This window comes from Pseudomonas tolaasii NCPPB 2192 (assembly GCF_002813445.1).
In the GTDB taxonomy this organism is placed as follows: domain Bacteria; phylum Pseudomonadota; class Gammaproteobacteria; order Pseudomonadales; family Pseudomonadaceae; genus Aquipseudomonas; species Aquipseudomonas tolaasii.
In genome coordinates this window covers 2,816,639-2,831,239 of the sequence record NZ_PHHD01000001.1, presented here as the reverse complement: position 1 = coordinate 2,831,239, position 14,601 = coordinate 2,816,639, and the positions used below count along the sequence as shown (strand labels likewise).

At 60.1% G+C, this 14,601-nt stretch carries 14 protein-coding genes and 1 pseudogene; 6 read left to right on the top strand and 9 right to left on the bottom strand.

What is annotated here, in order from left to right; translation table 11 throughout:
• Positions 1–10 precede the first annotated feature (10 nt).
• The 8 genes from ATI14_RS13055 to ATI14_RS13020 all read right to left on the bottom strand — a co-directional run bounded on the left by ATI14_RS13055 (position 11) and on the right by ATI14_RS13020 (position 5,424).
• On the bottom strand, positions 11–544 hold the full coding sequence (locus ATI14_RS13055; RefSeq protein ID WP_016970770.1) for a tail fiber protein: 534 nt from the start codon (positions 542–544) through the stop codon (positions 11–13).
• Positions 541–1,269 carry a phage tail protein I gene (locus ATI14_RS13050; RefSeq protein ID WP_016970769.1) on the bottom strand — a complete coding sequence of 243 codons (729 nt, stop codon included), beginning with the start codon at positions 1,267–1,269 and terminating at the stop codon, positions 541–543. Before ATI14_RS13050 ends, ATI14_RS13055 begins: the two co-directional genes overlap by 4 nt.
• Complete coding sequence (locus tag ATI14_RS13045) at positions 1,266–2,261, bottom strand: baseplate J/gp47 family protein (RefSeq protein ID WP_016970768.1); 996 nt, start codon at positions 2,259–2,261, stop codon at positions 1,266–1,268. The genes ATI14_RS13050 and ATI14_RS13045 overlap by 4 nt, the downstream gene beginning before the upstream one ends.
• Positions 2,258–2,590 (bottom strand): phage baseplate protein, encoded by a 333-nt coding sequence (locus ATI14_RS13040; RefSeq protein WP_016970767.1) that lies wholly within the window; start codon positions 2,588–2,590, stop codon positions 2,258–2,260. Before ATI14_RS13040 ends, ATI14_RS13045 begins: the two co-directional genes overlap by 4 nt.
• A 12-nt stretch (positions 2,591–2,602) precedes the next feature.
• Positions 2,603–3,211, bottom strand: a complete 609-nt coding sequence (locus tag ATI14_RS13035; RefSeq protein WP_016970766.1) for a phage baseplate assembly protein V — start codon at positions 3,209–3,211, stop codon at positions 2,603–2,605.
• A 3-nt stretch (positions 3,212–3,214) separates the two neighbouring features.
• Positions 3,215–3,730, bottom strand: a complete 516-nt coding sequence (locus ATI14_RS13030) for a hypothetical protein (protein WP_016970765.1) — start codon at positions 3,728–3,730, stop codon at positions 3,215–3,217.
• A 20-nt stretch (positions 3,731–3,750) separates the two neighbouring features.
• Positions 3,751–4,095 carry a phage holin family protein gene (locus ATI14_RS13025; protein ID WP_016970764.1) on the bottom strand — a complete coding sequence of 115 codons (345 nt, stop codon included), beginning with the start codon at positions 4,093–4,095 and terminating at the stop codon, positions 3,751–3,753.
• Positions 4,096–4,689: 594 nt separating this feature from the next.
• Positions 4,690–5,424 carry a LexA family transcriptional regulator gene (locus ATI14_RS13020; RefSeq protein WP_010212723.1) on the bottom strand — a complete coding sequence of 245 codons (735 nt, stop codon included), beginning with the start codon at positions 5,422–5,424 and terminating at the stop codon, positions 4,690–4,692.
• Between the two features lie 224 nt (positions 5,425–5,648).
• Here ATI14_RS13020 and mutS point away from each other — a divergent pair, with 224 nt between their 5' ends.
• A complete protein-coding gene (gene mutS / locus ATI14_RS13015; protein WP_016970762.1) occupies positions 5,649–8,240 on the top strand; it encodes a DNA mismatch repair protein MutS in 2,592 nt (863 codons plus the stop codon).
• Between the two features lie 142 nt (positions 8,241–8,382).
• The gene (fdxA, locus tag ATI14_RS13010) at positions 8,383–8,706 is read left to right on the top strand and encodes a ferredoxin FdxA (protein ID WP_003208688.1); all 324 of its coding nucleotides are present in this window, start codon (positions 8,383–8,385) and stop codon (positions 8,704–8,706) included.
• A 495-nt stretch (positions 8,707–9,201) separates the two neighbouring features.
• Here the strand turns inward: fdxA and apbC are convergent, their stop codons facing one another.
• On the bottom strand, positions 9,202–10,296 hold the full coding sequence (apbC, locus tag ATI14_RS13005; protein WP_016970761.1) for an iron-sulfur cluster carrier protein ApbC: 1,095 nt from the start codon (positions 10,294–10,296) through the stop codon (positions 9,202–9,204).
• Between the two features lie 172 nt (positions 10,297–10,468).
• Here apbC and metG point away from each other — a divergent pair, with 172 nt between their 5' ends.
• The 4 genes and pseudogenes from metG to ATI14_RS12985 all read left to right on the top strand — a co-directional run bounded on the left by metG (position 10,469) and on the right by ATI14_RS12985 (position 14,586).
• Positions 10,469–12,520 carry a methionine--tRNA ligase gene (gene metG / locus ATI14_RS13000; protein ID WP_016970759.1) on the top strand — a complete coding sequence of 684 codons (2,052 nt, stop codon included), beginning with the start codon at positions 10,469–10,471 and terminating at the stop codon, positions 12,518–12,520.
• A 125-nt stretch (positions 12,521–12,645) separates the two neighbouring features.
• Positions 12,646–13,020: pseudogene (rsxB, locus tag ATI14_RS32005) on the top strand (electron transport complex subunit RsxB); the annotation flags it as partial.
• Positions 13,021–13,657: 637 nt separating this feature from the next.
• The gene (gene nth / locus ATI14_RS12990; RefSeq protein WP_080520205.1) at positions 13,658–14,296 is read left to right on the top strand and encodes an endonuclease III; all 639 of its coding nucleotides are present in this window, start codon (positions 13,658–13,660) and stop codon (positions 14,294–14,296) included.
• Between the two features lie 107 nt (positions 14,297–14,403).
• Positions 14,404–14,586, top strand: coding sequence for a PA3496 family putative envelope integrity protein (locus ATI14_RS12985; RefSeq protein WP_016970756.1), 183 nt, complete (start codon positions 14,404–14,406; stop codon positions 14,584–14,586).
• Positions 14,587–14,601: the final 15 nt, after the last annotated feature.

Here is a 14,601-nt window from a genome sequence, read left to right as displayed (position 1 = left end):
TAGTTATGCCTTAACGGCTCGATTCCAGCGACATCACACGAAACAGCATTTCGGTATGACGGGCCATATTGTCGATATTTGCGGTAGCCAGTACTGCAATATCTTCCACCAACAAAATATTGAGATTGTCACTCCCCACCACAATCGTCACGCTGTCCGCCGGCAACGGCGAAATATCCAGCGTGAACTTTTGCAGTACCCGCGCCGCTGCCGCTTTATACGTCAGCAACTTCCCCGCGACGGAATACACCGCCAGTAACGTCCCACTGGCAAGGTAAAAACCGAACTCGCCAATTTCATACTCGCCGTCGCCGTCAAACAGCGCGGCCATCCTGAGTTGCCGGTCGCCCAGGTCTTCGTAATCCGCAATGGCGACCCGTTGGCGCTCATCACGCAACGCCACTTCCGTGCCGTCGGGGTTGTAGCGCCCGGTGCCGGCGCCGATGTGGGTGATTTCGCCTTTCAGGCCTTGGTTCTTTGCCTGCAGCACTTCATCCAAACCCTTGGAGGTGAAGCGCACCAGGCGCGTAATGTCATCTGTCATGGCTGCGCCCTGAGGTCGTAGTCGTTAATGGTGAAGTGCCGGGCGAACCCGGCACCGTTAAGCCGGGCGGCCAACCCGAATTCAGGCAACACGCCTTCAAGCTGCAGCTCGCCATCCGTCAGGGGGGTGTGGGCTGCGCTGCTGAAGGACACGACGCCCCGTAGCTTCACGTCAGGCAAGGCACCCGGTTGGCTGTCATCCAGAATGCTCAGCCCCGGGTCTGCGGCTGCGGCGAGCCGCAACCCTTGGGCGGTTTCATGCACGATCGTGATCGTTGCCCGGTCACGCTCGCTTTGCGCTGCGTTGACGCGACGAATCAGCCGGTTGTGATCACCGCTCGACCAACTGCGCCCGATGATTGCCTGCACATCGAAGGTGTACGGCAAACCCACCGGGCGTTGCTGGTACCAGGCGCTGATATTCGGCGTAAAGCCCAGCGACTCCACCGCATGACTCAAGGCTTTGGGCGTACCCGCCTGACGCTGTATCTGCCAGGACAAAGCCACCGTCAGGCGCTTTTCTGCCTCGCTGGCGTCCGCATCCCATTCGCTGACACCGCGGTCGGTGGCCAGGTAAGGAAGAAACCCGGCAGGCGTTTGCATTGGATTCATCAGTGCCGGAAACGGCGGCGTCACCCGATCGAGCAACCGGCCAAACCCCAGGTCCAGCGCCTTCTCCAGCGGCGAACTGTTGGCGGGCAACAAACTCGCGTTGAGATCACTCATAGCGTGTGCACCTCCACTTCGACGCCCGTGCAATACGGGGCCTGGAACGCGGTGCTGACAATCGGCGCCAAAGGCTCAAGGATTTGCAGTTGCACGGCGCCCGCGCTGTGGATGGCGTAGTCGATCCAGCTCGGGTCGACTCGGCCTTCAAGGCGGTGGCAGGACTCGGCATAGTCGCGCAGCAGTTTTTGAGCGGCGACCTGGGTGAGGCCGGAGTCCGGGCCAGCGTTGATTTTGGCGACCACGCGAATGGTGTAAGGCAAGATTTGCGCGCCTTGTACCGTGACGAGGTCCGTCTCCGGTCGTACATCCGGCCGTGCGAAATGGCGGCGTACGCCGTCAAGTAAATCTCTGGACGGCGTGCCATCCCCTTCCCTTGAAAGAACGGTGACCATCACTTCACCGGGCGCGGTTCGACGGCCATTGCCGTCCTTGACCTGCGCCGCATAGCCGTCCGGGTCAAAGGTATAGCTGACCGTCACTACGCCCGGCGTTGCGCTTTGCACCTTCACCGATGGCCGCTCGCCGAGGGTGAACACCTCGCGGCGATACTGCATGCGCGAGCCGGCCGCCGGAGCGTGGGGCGCGAGGTAATAACGCAGTCGGGCGTCATCGTCGCTTTCCAGGGTTGGCGGCACTGGCGGGAAGGCGGCCGGGTCGCCGAGGTCGAGTACCTGACGCTCCAGGCCCATGTCGGCCAGGCGGGCGTCCAGGTTGCTGCCGGTGGCCCACCACGCCAGCATCTGCTTGATGCGGGCGTTGTATTTGCGTTCGTGGGTTTGCAAACGCACGCAAAAGGCTTCGAGCGCCAGGGTCAGCAGTTCGCTTTCGTTGTCGAGGCTGACCTTGAGTTTGGCCGCGCTTTGCGGGGCGCGGGTGGCGACGTAGTCGACGACAAACGTCTTGAATTCAGCCAGCAGCGGTTCGAACTCGTCGACCGCAATGATGGCCGGTTCCGCCAGCTGGTTCTGGCCGGGGATCAGCATGCTCATGTCACGACCTCGAAAGTGTGTTGGCGGTTTTTCCAGGTGCCGGCAAAACGCAGCAACAAGCCGTTGCCTTGGCGGGTGGCGACAATGACGTGGGGCTGAAAGTCGCCGATGCCGTTCTGGGGGGTGTAGAACGCCTGGGCGGCATGACTTTGAGCGAGGATCAACAGGTCGTCGCCCAGGGTCCGGCCGAGCAGTTCCGGAATTTTGGAGCCATACAGCGGGCGCTTCTGACGAGTGCCCACGGGGGTCGTCAGCGCTCGGGTGGCACGCTGCACAAATTGCAGCCAGTCATCGACGGCTGCCCCGGTGTTGCGATCGATGCCGATCATGGGATGTCCTTATCACGGGCTGATGACCCGGCCCTGGTGATCCACCACCGGGCCGCTGAAGTGAGCGCCGCCGGCATCCAGCAACAGGCCGGTGCCACCGATTTGCAGGGCGATGCTCTGAGGCGTGACCGTCAGGCTGGCAGCGCCGACCTTGACGTCCACTTGCTCGCGGGAGCCGCTGAAGGTGGTGGGGCCGTTGACCCAATTGAAGGTATGGCTGGCGTCGTCGTAGTCACTCTGAGTGCCATCCTGATGGCGCCGCCGCGTCAGGGTGGCGACGCTGGAGACCGGCGGAAACTGGCTACTGTTCAAGCCGAACAAGGCTACAGACTGACCGCCACCTTCCCCGCCACCGTAGTTGAACAACAGGCATTGCTCACCCACCGACGGCAGGCGGGTTTCAGTTTGCGCGCCGGCACTGGGGTTGAAAAAACGGATGGCGGGTGTGAGCAATTCGCCGTGGCTGACCTTGCAGGTGTTGCTGGCAGGGTCGACCTCTTGGCACACGCCAATACGGCAGAAACTTTCAGCGCGCCGGTAGAGGTCTTCGAGCTGGGCTTCCATTTCCGCCAGGCGCTCGACGATCGGGCCCAGCTGCATGCGTAACAGCGCGTCGAACATGGGCTACTCCGCCAGTGGTTTGTATTGATCGGGGTCATTGATGTCGGAAGCGTCCCAGGTGCAGGCAAAGAGCGGCGTGCCTGTAGGATCTTCGAGCAACGGAGGCCCGAGGTAGAGGGTTTGGTTGAAGGAAACGACCCAGGTGTCGTAGCTCATTTCCGCACTGGCCTGCATCGACGGCACGGCAATAATGGCGCTGGGCAAGTCACACTGTTGGGGTGGCAAGCCCCAGCGGTTGTCCACGGCCAGGTCCATCAGTTGGCTGGCCAGATCGCAGGCATCAAAAGCAGCCGCCCCGCCGCCGACGATGGCCTTGAGCGAAATCGACAACACATGGGCCTTGCGACCCTCCAGTGAGCGAAAGCCGGGGCCGTTGCTTTCAACGGTGATCAACACGCCGGTTTTATCGACCGCGTCCTGAAACTCCTGGTGATTGCCGACACGCAATTGCGGGAACGCGCTTTTCAACGCGTCCCCAATCGCCATCGGCAGTTGGGAAGGCTTTTGGATAAGGGTCATCTGCTTGTTCCTTGCTGCGCTTATGGCTGATCCGGCCGGGTCGGCGGCGCGTCATTGATCCCGATGCGCTTGGCCGCCCAGCGCTCATAAAGGCCGATGGCGACATCGGCTCCGGCCATGGCGGTCAGGCAACCAATCGCGCCGGCGGTCCACAGCGACATGCCGGCGGCATAGCACAGCATCAGTGCTGAAACCCCGCACACCATGCACGCCCCGGACCTCAGGGCCAGGCGCCGGATCAGCGACCAGCCACGGGCGCCGTCCTTGTCTGCGCGCCACATCTCTCCGGAAACGCCGCCAATCAAGGCCAATATGATCACCAGCCAGATAGGCATTTCCGCTAACGCTTGCTGCTCGTTTGTCATGTCACGCCTCCTGGCTGAGCGGTAGATAGTCCATGCTTCATTTACAAATGCTTCGATAGGTAGGCATTCCAAAAAGCCCGGTCGCCCGGGCTTTTCAGTAATGATTTCCTCGAACGTTCGGCGCTACTGGCGCGGTACGGTTCTTTCCTCAATGTTTTTCCGACCACGATCCCTGTCTGCCGGATAACTGCTTCTGGTGCTTTACGCTGCACACCCGGGTCAGTTGCCAACCCTCTGAACCGTTATAAGGCCGGTTCATCGCTGCCTGTTTTTTAAAGCGGTGAAACTAAAGAGCGTCGGCATCCTTGCCGGGTGTTGCCTGGCATCCCTGCCATCGCACAGATGGCGTCCTTGCCGGTGTTGCGTGCCTTCCTTGTCTTCCTCAGCGGCATCCTTGCCGCCTCCACCAAGCCTTGTCGGCTGGCTTGAGATGAAGAATATGCATGTATGCATATACAGTCAATGCACAAATGCATTTATTTTTGCCGAGCAAATGCATAAATGCATTTGCGGCCTTGCAGGCCAGGGGTTTGCCGATTTTCTACAGACGAAAAAAAGCCCGCGCATTGGCGGGCTTTGTCTTACGGGAGAAGGTTAACGGGCGTACATGCCCCACCAGAACACATGGCCGAGGATGCTGATTTGCTCATCCTGGATATCCTGAAAACTGTAGTCTTCATCCGGGTGCTCATCGCGATTGAAACTGCGCAGGCGAATCCCGGAAGGCAGACGGTAGAGCTGTTTCACGCGCAATTGACCATTGTGGTTGATGGCGTACAAATCGCCGTCCACGATGTCACCAATGCCACTCTTGCCCGCATTCACCCCCACCGTCGCGCCGTCACGCAGCACCGGCAACATGCTGTTGCCGCGCACCGTCACACACTTGGCCTGGTCGAACTGCACACCGTTGTGGCGAAGGCTGCGCTTGCCGAATCGCAGGCTGGCCTTCTCGCTTTCCTCGATGACGAATCTTCCTGATCCAGCAGCCAATTCAACCTCGCGCAGAAAGGGGATCGACACCTCGTCGTCATTAACGGGGGTGTCGTCGTCCCACAGGCTTATGTCCTTGAGTTCCGAATGCATCGGGTCACGCCCATCCTCGCGCGAAACGCCCACCGCCGCGCGCCCGCGCAGCTGGTCGGTGCTCACACGAAAGTATTCGGCGATGCGGGAAATGTGTTTGTCCGACGGGTCAACGATCTTGCCGCTGAGGATCCGGGACAACGTGGATTGAGGCACGCCGGTACGCCGGTGAAGCTCCGTGGGGGAGATCCGGTCGCGGTCCAGCAGTTCTCTTAAGACGATCGATACGTTGCGTTTTTGCATAACGGGGATGATGCCGGGGGATTTCGGGGTTGGCAAATGCTAATTTGCATATTTTATGCATTCTACTCGCCACAGTTGGGGCGTTCCTTTTTGACGACTTCCACTGGCAGTTTACGAACTGCGAACCCCCGACCTCGCATGTTAACCTTGCCGCCATCGCAAAATCGCAGGGCCAAGCGCCCCATCTTTGCCCCACTCCTTTCAACGAATTTGCCTACGACCCAATGAGTAAAGCCACTTCAGATCTGTCCTCCCACACCCCGATGATGCAGCAGTACTGGCGCCTGAAAAACCAGCACCCTGATCAGTTGATGTTCTATCGCATGGGCGACTTCTACGAGATCTTCTATGAAGACGCAAAGAAGGCGGCCAAGCTGCTGGACATCACGCTCACCGCGCGCGGGCAGTCGGCAGGGCAGTCGATTCCGATGTGTGGCATTCCTTATCACTCGCTGGAAGGCTACCTGGTCAAGCTGGTGAAGCTGGGCGAGTCGGTGGTGATTTGTGAGCAGATCGGCGACCCGGCAACGAGCAAGGGGCCCGTGGAACGCCAGGTGGTGCGCATTATTACGCCGGGCACGGTGAGTGATGAGGCGCTGCTGGATGAGCGTCGCGACAACCTGATTGCGGCGGTGCTGGGTGACGAGCGTCTGTTTGGCCTGTCGGTGCTGGACATCACCAGCGGCAACTTCAGCGTGCTGGAGATCAAGGGCTGGGAAAACCTGTTGGCGGAGCTGGAGCGTATCAACCCGGTGGAGTTGTTGATTCCGGATGATTGGCCGAAGGACTTGCCGGCGGAAAAGCGCCGTGGGACCAAGCGTCGGGCGCCGTGGGATTTCGAGCGGGATTCGGCGCTGAAAAGTCTGTGCCAGCAATTCTCGGTGCAGGACCTCAAAGGCTTCGGTTGCGAAACCCTGACCCTGGCCATCGGCGCCGCCGGTTGCCTGCTCGGTTATGCGAAAGAAACCCAGCGCACCGCCCTGCCGCACTTGCGCAGCCTGCGCCATGAGCGCCTGGACGATACCGTGGTGCTGGACGGCGCGAGCCGTCGCAACCTGGAGCTGGACACCAACCTGGCCGGCGGGCGCGACAATACCTTGCAATCGGTGGTCGACCGTTGCCAGACCGCCATGGGCAGCCGTTTGCTGACCCGTTGGCTGAACCGTCCGCTGCGCGACCTGACGGTGCTGCAAGCGCGCCAAACGTCCATTACCTGTCTGCTGGATGGCTACCGTTTCGAAAAGCTGCAGCCGCAATTGAAAGAAATCGGCGACATCGAGCGTATCCTGGCGCGGATCGGCCTGCGCAATGCGCGACCACGTGACCTCGCGCGCCTGCGCGATGCCCTCGGCGCCCTGCCGCAATTGCAGGAAGCGATGACCGAGCTGGACACGCCGCACTTGCAACAGCTGGCCGTGACCACCGGCACCTATCCGGACCTCGCAGCCCTGCTGGAAAAAGCCATTATCGATAATCCGCCGGCGATCATTCGTGATGGCGGCGTGCTGAAAACCGGTTACGACACCGAGCTGGACGAGCTGCAATCCCTGAGCGAAAACGCCGGGCAGTTCCTCATCGACCTGGAAGCCCGCGAAAAAGCCCGTACCGGCCTGGCCAATTTGAAGGTCGGCTATAACCGTGTTCACGGCTACTTTATTGAGTTGCCGAGCAAGCAGGCCGAGTCGGCGCCTATCGACTATCAGCGTCGCCAGACCCTGAAAGGTGCCGAGCGCTTTATCACGCCGGAATTGAAAGAGTTCGAAGACAAGGCGTTGTCGGCCAAAAGCCGCGCCCTGGCGCGGGAAAAGATGCTGTATGAAGCGTTGCTCGAAGACCTGATCAGCCGTCTTGCGCCACTGCAGGACACCGCCAGCGCCCTGGCGGAACTGGATGTGCTGAGCAACCTGGCCGAACGCGCGCTGAACCTTGATCTGAACTGCCCGCGCTTTGTGAGCGAACCGTGCATGCGCATTGTGCAGGGGCGCCACCCGGTAGTGGAGCAGGTGCTGACCACGCCGTTCGTCGCCAACGACCTGTCGCTGGATGACGACACGCGCATGCTGGTGATTACCGGCCCGAACATGGGCGGTAAATCCACCTATATGCGGCAAACGGCATTGATCGTGTTGCTGGCGCATATCGGCAGTTTTGTACCGGCAGCCAGTTGTGAATTGTCGCTGGTCGACCGCATTTTCACGCGGATCGGTTCCAGCGATGACCTGGCCGGTGGCCGTTCGACCTTTATGGTGGAAATGAGCGAAACCGCCAACATCCTGCACAACGCCACCGAGCGCAGCCTGGTGCTGATGGATGAAGTGGGACGCGGCACAAGTACGTTCGACGGCCTGTCGCTGGCATGGGCGGCGGCCGAGCGTCTGGCCCATCTGCGCGCCTACACGCTGTTTGCCACGCACTATTTTGAACTGACGGTGTTGCCTGAAAGCGAGCCGCTGGTGGCCAACGTGCACCTGAATGCCACTGAGCACAACGAGCGCATCGTGTTCCTGCACCACGTATTGCCGGGCCCGGCCAGCCAGAGTTACGGTTTGGCCGTGGCGCAGTTGGCCGGCGTGCCGAACGAGGTGATCAGCCGCGCCCGCGAGCACCTCAGCCGCCTGGAAACCACAGCCCTGCCCCACGAAACCGTGGTAGCCAGCCCGGTCAAGGCCAAGAGCAAAAACAGCGCGCCGCACCAGAGCGACATGTTCGCCAGCCTGCCCCACCCGGTGCTGGATGAGCTGGCCAAACTTGATCTGGACGACATGACGCCGCGCAAAGCGCTCGAAATGTTATATGCACTGAAGGTTCGGATATAACGCTAAGGCTTGCAAGCTGGTAGACTCTCGCGCGGTTTGGGATGCTGCAGGCTTTTAGCCTGGCCTGCAGACTATCGCTCCCGAACCTCGCGAGCCCTGCCACAAAGGGTTTCGCTGCCGCCGCCTGAGGAGAAAATTAGAAATGACCTTCGTCGTCACCGACAACTGCATTAAGTGCAAGTACACCGACTGCGTAGAAGTGTGTCCGGTGGACTGCTTCTACGAAGGCCCGAACTTCCTGGTCATCCACCCGGACGAGTGCATTGACTGCGCCCTGTGTGAACCTGAATGCCCGGCCGTCGCCATTTTCTCCGAGGACGAAGTCCCGGCGGAAATGCAGGAATTCATTCAGCTGAACGTCGAGCTGGCGGAAATCTGGCCGAACATCACTGAACGCAAGGATCCGATGCCGGATGCAGCGGAGTGGGATGGCAAAAAAGGCAAGATTGCCGACCTCGAACGCTGATAGCGTCGCCTCCCATAAAAAAAGGCCCCTTGCGGGCCTTTTTTGCGTTTCGGGTAAACGGTTTCACTTTTCTGCGGGCAAAAAAAAGGGGCGGTATGACCCGCCCACATTTTTTCCCTAGTCCCTGTGTTCCTTTTCATCATCCTGATGAATCGCATCCCGCGACGTTCCTTGACCACCGTTCCTTGATGGCTGTGTCAATCCGTGGACACAGGACTGATGTTAGAGAGTTCCGCGGGAAGTTCAACGGGATCCAACCGGACGGCTGACAGACTCACGCGTTAGAGAATCGATAATTAATTGTTATTTTTCAAACAGATAGAAAAGTCTTCCCGCATTTCAAGCCGTACACACCCGGTAAAAAACCCAAACACTTACGGAAAAGTAAGTGAATGCTTACACGCGCAATTGCGTAAAAGCGTAACCGGCCCCCTTGATGGATCGCCAGGCAAGAAAAAGCCCCGGCATGCCGAGGCTTTTTTCCTTATGGCCGCCTCAATCGTCGCTGACCGTGATCGTCGGCATCGCCGGTGCGGCGGCCTCCTGCAGCACGATGCGCGCGCCCACATGACGGGCCAGTTCCTGATAGACCATCGCGATCTGGCTGTCCGGCTCAGCCACCACGGTCGGCTTGCCACCGTCAGCCTGCTCGCGAATCAGCATCGACAGCGGAAGTGAAGCCAGCAACTCAACCCCGTACTGGGTCGCCAGTTTCTCGCCACCGCCTTCACCGAACAGGTGCTCGGCATGGCCGCAGTTGGAGCAGATGTGCACGGCCATGTTTTCGACCACGCCCAGCACCGGGATATTGACCTTGCGGAACATCTCCACGCCTTTCTTCGCATCCAGCAGCGCCAGGTCCTGCGGCGTGGTGACAATCACCGAACCGGCCACCGGGACTTTTTGCGCGAGGGTCAGCTGGATATCACCGGTGCCTGGCGGCATGTCGATGACCAGGTAGTCGAGGTCGCCCCAGGCGGTCTGGGTGACCAGTTGCAACAGCGCGCCGGAGACCATTGGCCCACGCCAGACCATCGGCGTGTTGTCGTCGGTGAGGAAGGCCATGGACATCACTTCCACGCCCAGCGACTCAATCGGCACAAACCATTTCTGGTCCTTGACCTTCGGTCGCGTGCCTTCGGCGATGCCGAACATCACGCCCTGGCTGGGGCCGTAGATGTCCGCGTCGAGAATCCCAACGCGTGCGCCTTCACGCGCCAGGGCCAGGGCCAGATTGGCCGCCGTGGTGGATTTCCCGACGCCGCCCTTGCCGGACGCCACCGCCACCACGTTCTTGACGTTGGCCAGGCCCGGAATTTGCGCCTGGGCCTTGTGCGCGGCGATCACACACTGGATGTCGACCTTGGCCGAACGCACGCCGTCGAGGCCTTCGATGGCCATTTGCAGCATTTGCGCCCAGCCACTTTTGAACAGGCCCGCGGCATAGCCAAGTTCCAACTGGACCGACACCTGGTCGCCCTGGACCTCGATGGCGCGTACACAGCCGGCGCTGACCGGGTCCTGGTTCAAATAGGGGTCGGTGTACTGGCGAAGAACGGCTTCCACCGCTGCGCGATTGACGGCGCTCATGGGCTACTCCCGAAAAAAGACTGACTGAAACAGGCGGCTATCCTAACCGTTCCAGGCGTCCAACGGCATGCTTTCGAAGGCCGGGAAGATTCGGAAACAGCCTCACGGGGTGAAATATATTTCCCGGCGCTTTATAGTGGCCGACCTCCGTTTCATCAAGTAGCCGAGCCCCATGTCCGAGCCACGCAAGATCCTCGTCACCAGCGCCCTGCCCTATGCCAATGGTTCCATCCATCTTGGCCATATGCTTGAGTACATCCAGACCGATATGTGGGTGCGCTTCCAGAAGCATCGCGGCAATCAATGCATTTATGTCTGCGCGGACGACGCCCACGGTTCGGCCATCATGTTGCGCGCCGAAAAGGAAGGGATCACCCCGGAACAACTGATCGCCAACGTGCAGGCTGAACACAGCGCCGACTTTGCCGAGTTCCTGGTGGATTTCGACAATTACCACTCGACCCACTCCGAAGAAAACCGCGAGCTGTCGAGCCAGATCTACCTGCGGTTGAAGGAAGCCGGGCACATCGACCAGCGTTCGGTTACCCAGTATTTCGACCCGGAAAAGAAAATGTTCCTGGCCGACCGCTTCATCAAGGGCACCTGCCCCAAGTGCGGCACTGAAGACCAGTACGGCGACAACTGCGAAAAATGCGGCGCTACCTACGCGCCGACTGACTTGAAGAACCCGAAGTCGGCCATCTCCGGCGCTACGCCGGTGCTGAAGGACTCCCAGCACTTCTTCTTCAAGCTCCCGGATTTTCAGCAAATGCTGCAAACCTGGACCCGCAGCGGTACCTTGCAGGACGCCGTGGCCAACAAACTCTCCGAATGGCTCGACAGCGGCCTGCAACAATGGGACATCTCCCGTGATGCACCGTATTTCGGTTTCGAGATTCCGGGCGAGCCGGGCAAGTATTTCTACGTGTGGCTGGATGCGCCCATCGGCTACATGGCCAGTTTCAAAAACCTCTGCGACCGCACCCCGGGGCTGGACTTCGACGCCTTCTGGGGCAAAGACTCCACTGCCGAGCTGTATCACTTCATCGGCAAGGACATCGTGAACTTCCACGCGCTGTTCTGGCCGGCGATGCTCCAGGGTTCGGGCTACCGCAAGCCAACCGGCATTGCCGTGCACGGTTACCTGACGGTCAACGGCCAGAAAATGTCCAAGTCCCGTGGCACCTTTATCAAGGCGCGCACCTATCTGGACCACCTGTCGCCGGAATACCTGCGCTACTACTACGCCTCCAAGCTGGGCCGTGGCGTGGACGACCTCGACCTCAACCTGGAAGACTTCGTACAGAAGGTCAACTCGGACCTCGTAGGCAAAGTCGTCAACATCGCCAGCCGTTGCGCCGGTTTCATCCACAAGGGCAACGCCGGTGTGCTGGTGAATGAAAACGCCGCGCCGGAATTGACCGACGCATTCCTGGCCGCCGCGCCAAGCATTGCCGACGCCTATGAAGCCCGCGACTTCGCCCGTGCCATGCGCGAAATCATGGGCCTGGCCGACCGTGCCAACGCCTGGATCGCCGACAAGGCACCGTGGTCGCTGAACAAGCAGGAAGGCAAGCAGGCTGAAGTCCAGGCGATCTGCGCCACGGGCGTCAACCTGTTCCGCCAGTTGGTGATCTTCCTCAAGCCGGTACTGCCGTTGCTGGCCGCCGATGCCGAGGCGTTCCTCAACGTGCCGCCGCTGACCTGGAACGACCACACCACGCTGCTGAGCAACCATCAGTTGAACGAGTTCAAGCCGCTGATGACCCGTATCGACCCGGTCAAAGTTCAGGCGATGACCGACGCTTCGAAAGAAGACCTGGTCGCCAGCCAGACCGACACCGGCTCGGCCGCCCCCGCGGGCAATGGCGAACTGACCAAAGACCCGATTTCTCCGGAAATCGAGTTCGACGCGTTTGCGGCCGTTGACTTGCGCGTCGCGCTGATCGTCAAGGCCGAAGCGGTGGAAGGGGCCGACAAGCTGCTGCGCCTGACGCTGGATCTGGGTGGGGAGCAACGCAACGTGTTCTCGGGTATCAAGAGCGCTTACCCGGACCCGTCCAGGCTCGATGGTCGCCTGACCATGATGATCGCCAACCTCAAGCCGCGGAAGATGAAGTTCGGCATTTCCGAAGGCATGGTAATGGCGGCCGGCCCCGGCGGTGAAGAGATCTACCTGCTGAGCCCTGACAGCGGCGCCAAGCCGGGTCAACGCATCAAGTAAGTCTGCAATAAAGCCCCTTCGTTTCGGCGAGGGGGCTTTTCAGCTAGTCCCCCTTTCCCGCTTGCCGGATAATCAGCGCCTGTTTGTTTAACCGGCATGCCATTGATCACCCCATGAACCTGATTCAACGTATCGACGCGCTGTTGCCGCAGACCCAGTGCGGCAAATGCGGGCACCCGGGCTGCAAACCTTACGCCGAGGGGATCGCGCTCGGTGAGGCGATCAACAAGTGCCCGCCCGGCGGCGAGGAAACCATCGCGGGTCTCGCGCAGTTGTTGCGTGTGCCCGTGCTGGACCTGGACACCAGTCGCGGGGAAGCGCCGGCCCAGGTCGCCTATATCCGCGAGGCCGAATGCATTGGCTGCACCAAGTGCATCCAGGCATGCCCGGTGGATGCGATTGTCGGCGCCGCGAAGTTGATGCACACCGTGATCATGGATGAATGCACCGGCTGCGACCTGTGTGTGGCGCCCTGCCCCGTTGACTGCATCGAGATGCGCCCGGCAGCCGGCTTAGTGCCGATTGTCGGCGGCATGGCCACCAGCGAAGACCTGCGCCACCAACGCAGCCTCAAACGCGACCGTGCGCGGCGGCGTTATGAACAACGCAATGCACGATTGCAGCGCGAGGAGGCTCAGAAGCTCGCCGAGCGCCTGGCGCGGGCCAAGCGCCCGGCGCCGGCACTCCCTGTGGAGGCCGCTACAGCCCGGGATACGGCGGTCAAGAAAGCCAAGGTCACCGTTGCCATGAGCCGTGCCCAACTGCACAAATCCTTGAAAGCTTTTGGTCATCCGCCCACCTTTGAACAACAATCGCAATTGATCGTCCTGCAACAGCAGTTCGAGGCGGCGGAAAAAGCGCTGGCTGCACTGGAAGTGGATACCGCACCCAAGACAGTGGCTGCGACAGGCAATAACGCGGACCTGAAACGCGCCAAAATCCAGCTGGCGATGCGCCGCGCGGCGCTGAAAAAAGCTCAGGATTCAAACGCTGAGCCGCAGCAACTGGCCGAAGCGCAAGGCGCCGTTGATGAGGCGCAGCGCCAAGTGGATGCCCACGGCAACGCCTGACCCGCAAAAATTTTACTGTGCGTATTGATACAATCCCGCTGACCGTCTGCCAGGAACTTCCCGCCCCATGAATGCCGCAAAACGCCTGGAAATTTTCCGCAGGTTTCACGAAGACAATCCGGAACCCAAAACCGAGCTGGCCTACAGCACGCCCTTCGAGTTGCTGATTGCGGTGATTCTGTCGGCTCAATCCACTGACGTTGGCGTCAACAAGGCCACCGCCAGGCTGTACCCGGTGGCCAATACGCCAGAGGCCATTTATGCCTTGGGGGTGGAGGGGTTGTCCGAGTACATAAAGACCATCGGCCTGTACAACAGCAAGGCCAAGAATGTGATCGAGACGTGCCGGCTGCTTGTCGAGTTGCATGGCAGTGAAGTCCCGCAGACCCGTGAGGCACTGGAAGCCTTGCCGGGTGTGGGCCGTAAAACCGCCAATGTGGTACTGAACACCGCCTTCCGGCAACTGACCATGGCGGTGGACACGCATATTTTCCGCGTCAGTAACCGCACCGGTATTGCGCGCGGCAAGAATGTGGTGGACGTGGAAAAGCAGTTGATGAAGTTCGTGCCAAAGCCGTATCTGCTCGACTCTCACCACTGGCTGATCCTTCACGGTCGTTACGTTTGCCAGGCCCGCAAGCCGCGTTGCGGGAGCTGCCGCATCGAAGACTTGTGCGAATACAAGGACAAGACGTCCGACGATTGAGGCTTCATTGGTTTTCTCGATCAGTCGATTGAAAAAATCTTTTTTACCCGTTCATGGATTATCGTTATAAGGAGCCCCAACGGCACTCTTAGCCTGGAGTTAACCTTATGAGCACTGGCAAAGAACAACTGGATGTAGAAGACGACCTCGTTGCAGAGGCGGATGACGATGGGGATGCACCCGTTGCAGAGGTAGCCAAGACCAATTTGAGCAAACGCCGCACCATCGACAACCTGCTGGAAGAGCGACGTTTGCAAAAACAACTGGCCGATTACGACTTCGATCTCTGATCGACCTGTTGACGA

Excerpts from the sequence above, each read along its gene's own strand:
- ATI14_RS13055 (WP_016970770.1), bottom strand. The coding sequence starts at position 544 with ATGACAGATGACATTACGCGCCTGGTGCGCTTCACCTCCAAGGGTTTG.
- fdxA (WP_003208688.1), top strand. The coding sequence starts at position 8,383 with ATGACCTTCGTCGTCACCGACAACTGCATTAAGTGCAAGTACACCGAC.
- nth (WP_080520205.1), top strand. The coding sequence starts at position 13,658 with ATGAATGCCGCAAAACGCCTGGAAATTTTCCGCAGGTTTCACGAAGAC.
- ATI14_RS13050 (WP_016970769.1), bottom strand. The coding sequence starts at position 1,269 with ATGAGTGATCTCAACGCGAGTTTGTTGCCCGCCAACAGTTCGCCGCTG.
- apbC (WP_016970761.1), bottom strand. The coding sequence starts at position 10,296 with ATGAGCGCCGTCAATCGCGCAGCGGTGGAAGCCGTTCTTCGCCAGTAC.
- ATI14_RS13020 (WP_010212723.1), bottom strand. The coding sequence starts at position 5,424 with ATGCAAAAACGCAACGTATCGATCGTCTTAAGAGAACTGCTGGACCGC.
- ATI14_RS12985 (WP_016970756.1), top strand. The coding sequence starts at position 14,404 with ATGAGCACTGGCAAAGAACAACTGGATGTAGAAGACGACCTCGTTGCA.
- ATI14_RS13025 (WP_016970764.1), bottom strand. The coding sequence starts at position 4,095 with ATGACAAACGAGCAGCAAGCGTTAGCGGAAATGCCTATCTGGCTGGTG.
- metG (WP_016970759.1), top strand. The coding sequence starts at position 10,469 with ATGTCCGAGCCACGCAAGATCCTCGTCACCAGCGCCCTGCCCTATGCC.
- ATI14_RS13035 (WP_016970766.1), bottom strand. The coding sequence starts at position 3,211 with ATGTTCGACGCGCTGTTACGCATGCAGCTGGGCCCGATCGTCGAGCGC.
- ATI14_RS13030 (WP_016970765.1), bottom strand. The coding sequence starts at position 3,730 with ATGACCCTTATCCAAAAGCCTTCCCAACTGCCGATGGCGATTGGGGAC.
- ATI14_RS13040 (WP_016970767.1), bottom strand. The coding sequence starts at position 2,590 with ATGATCGGCATCGATCGCAACACCGGGGCAGCCGTCGATGACTGGCTG.
- ATI14_RS13045 (WP_016970768.1), bottom strand. The coding sequence starts at position 2,261 with ATGAGCATGCTGATCCCCGGCCAGAACCAGCTGGCGGAACCGGCCATC.
- mutS (WP_016970762.1), top strand. The coding sequence starts at position 5,649 with ATGAGTAAAGCCACTTCAGATCTGTCCTCCCACACCCCGATGATGCAG.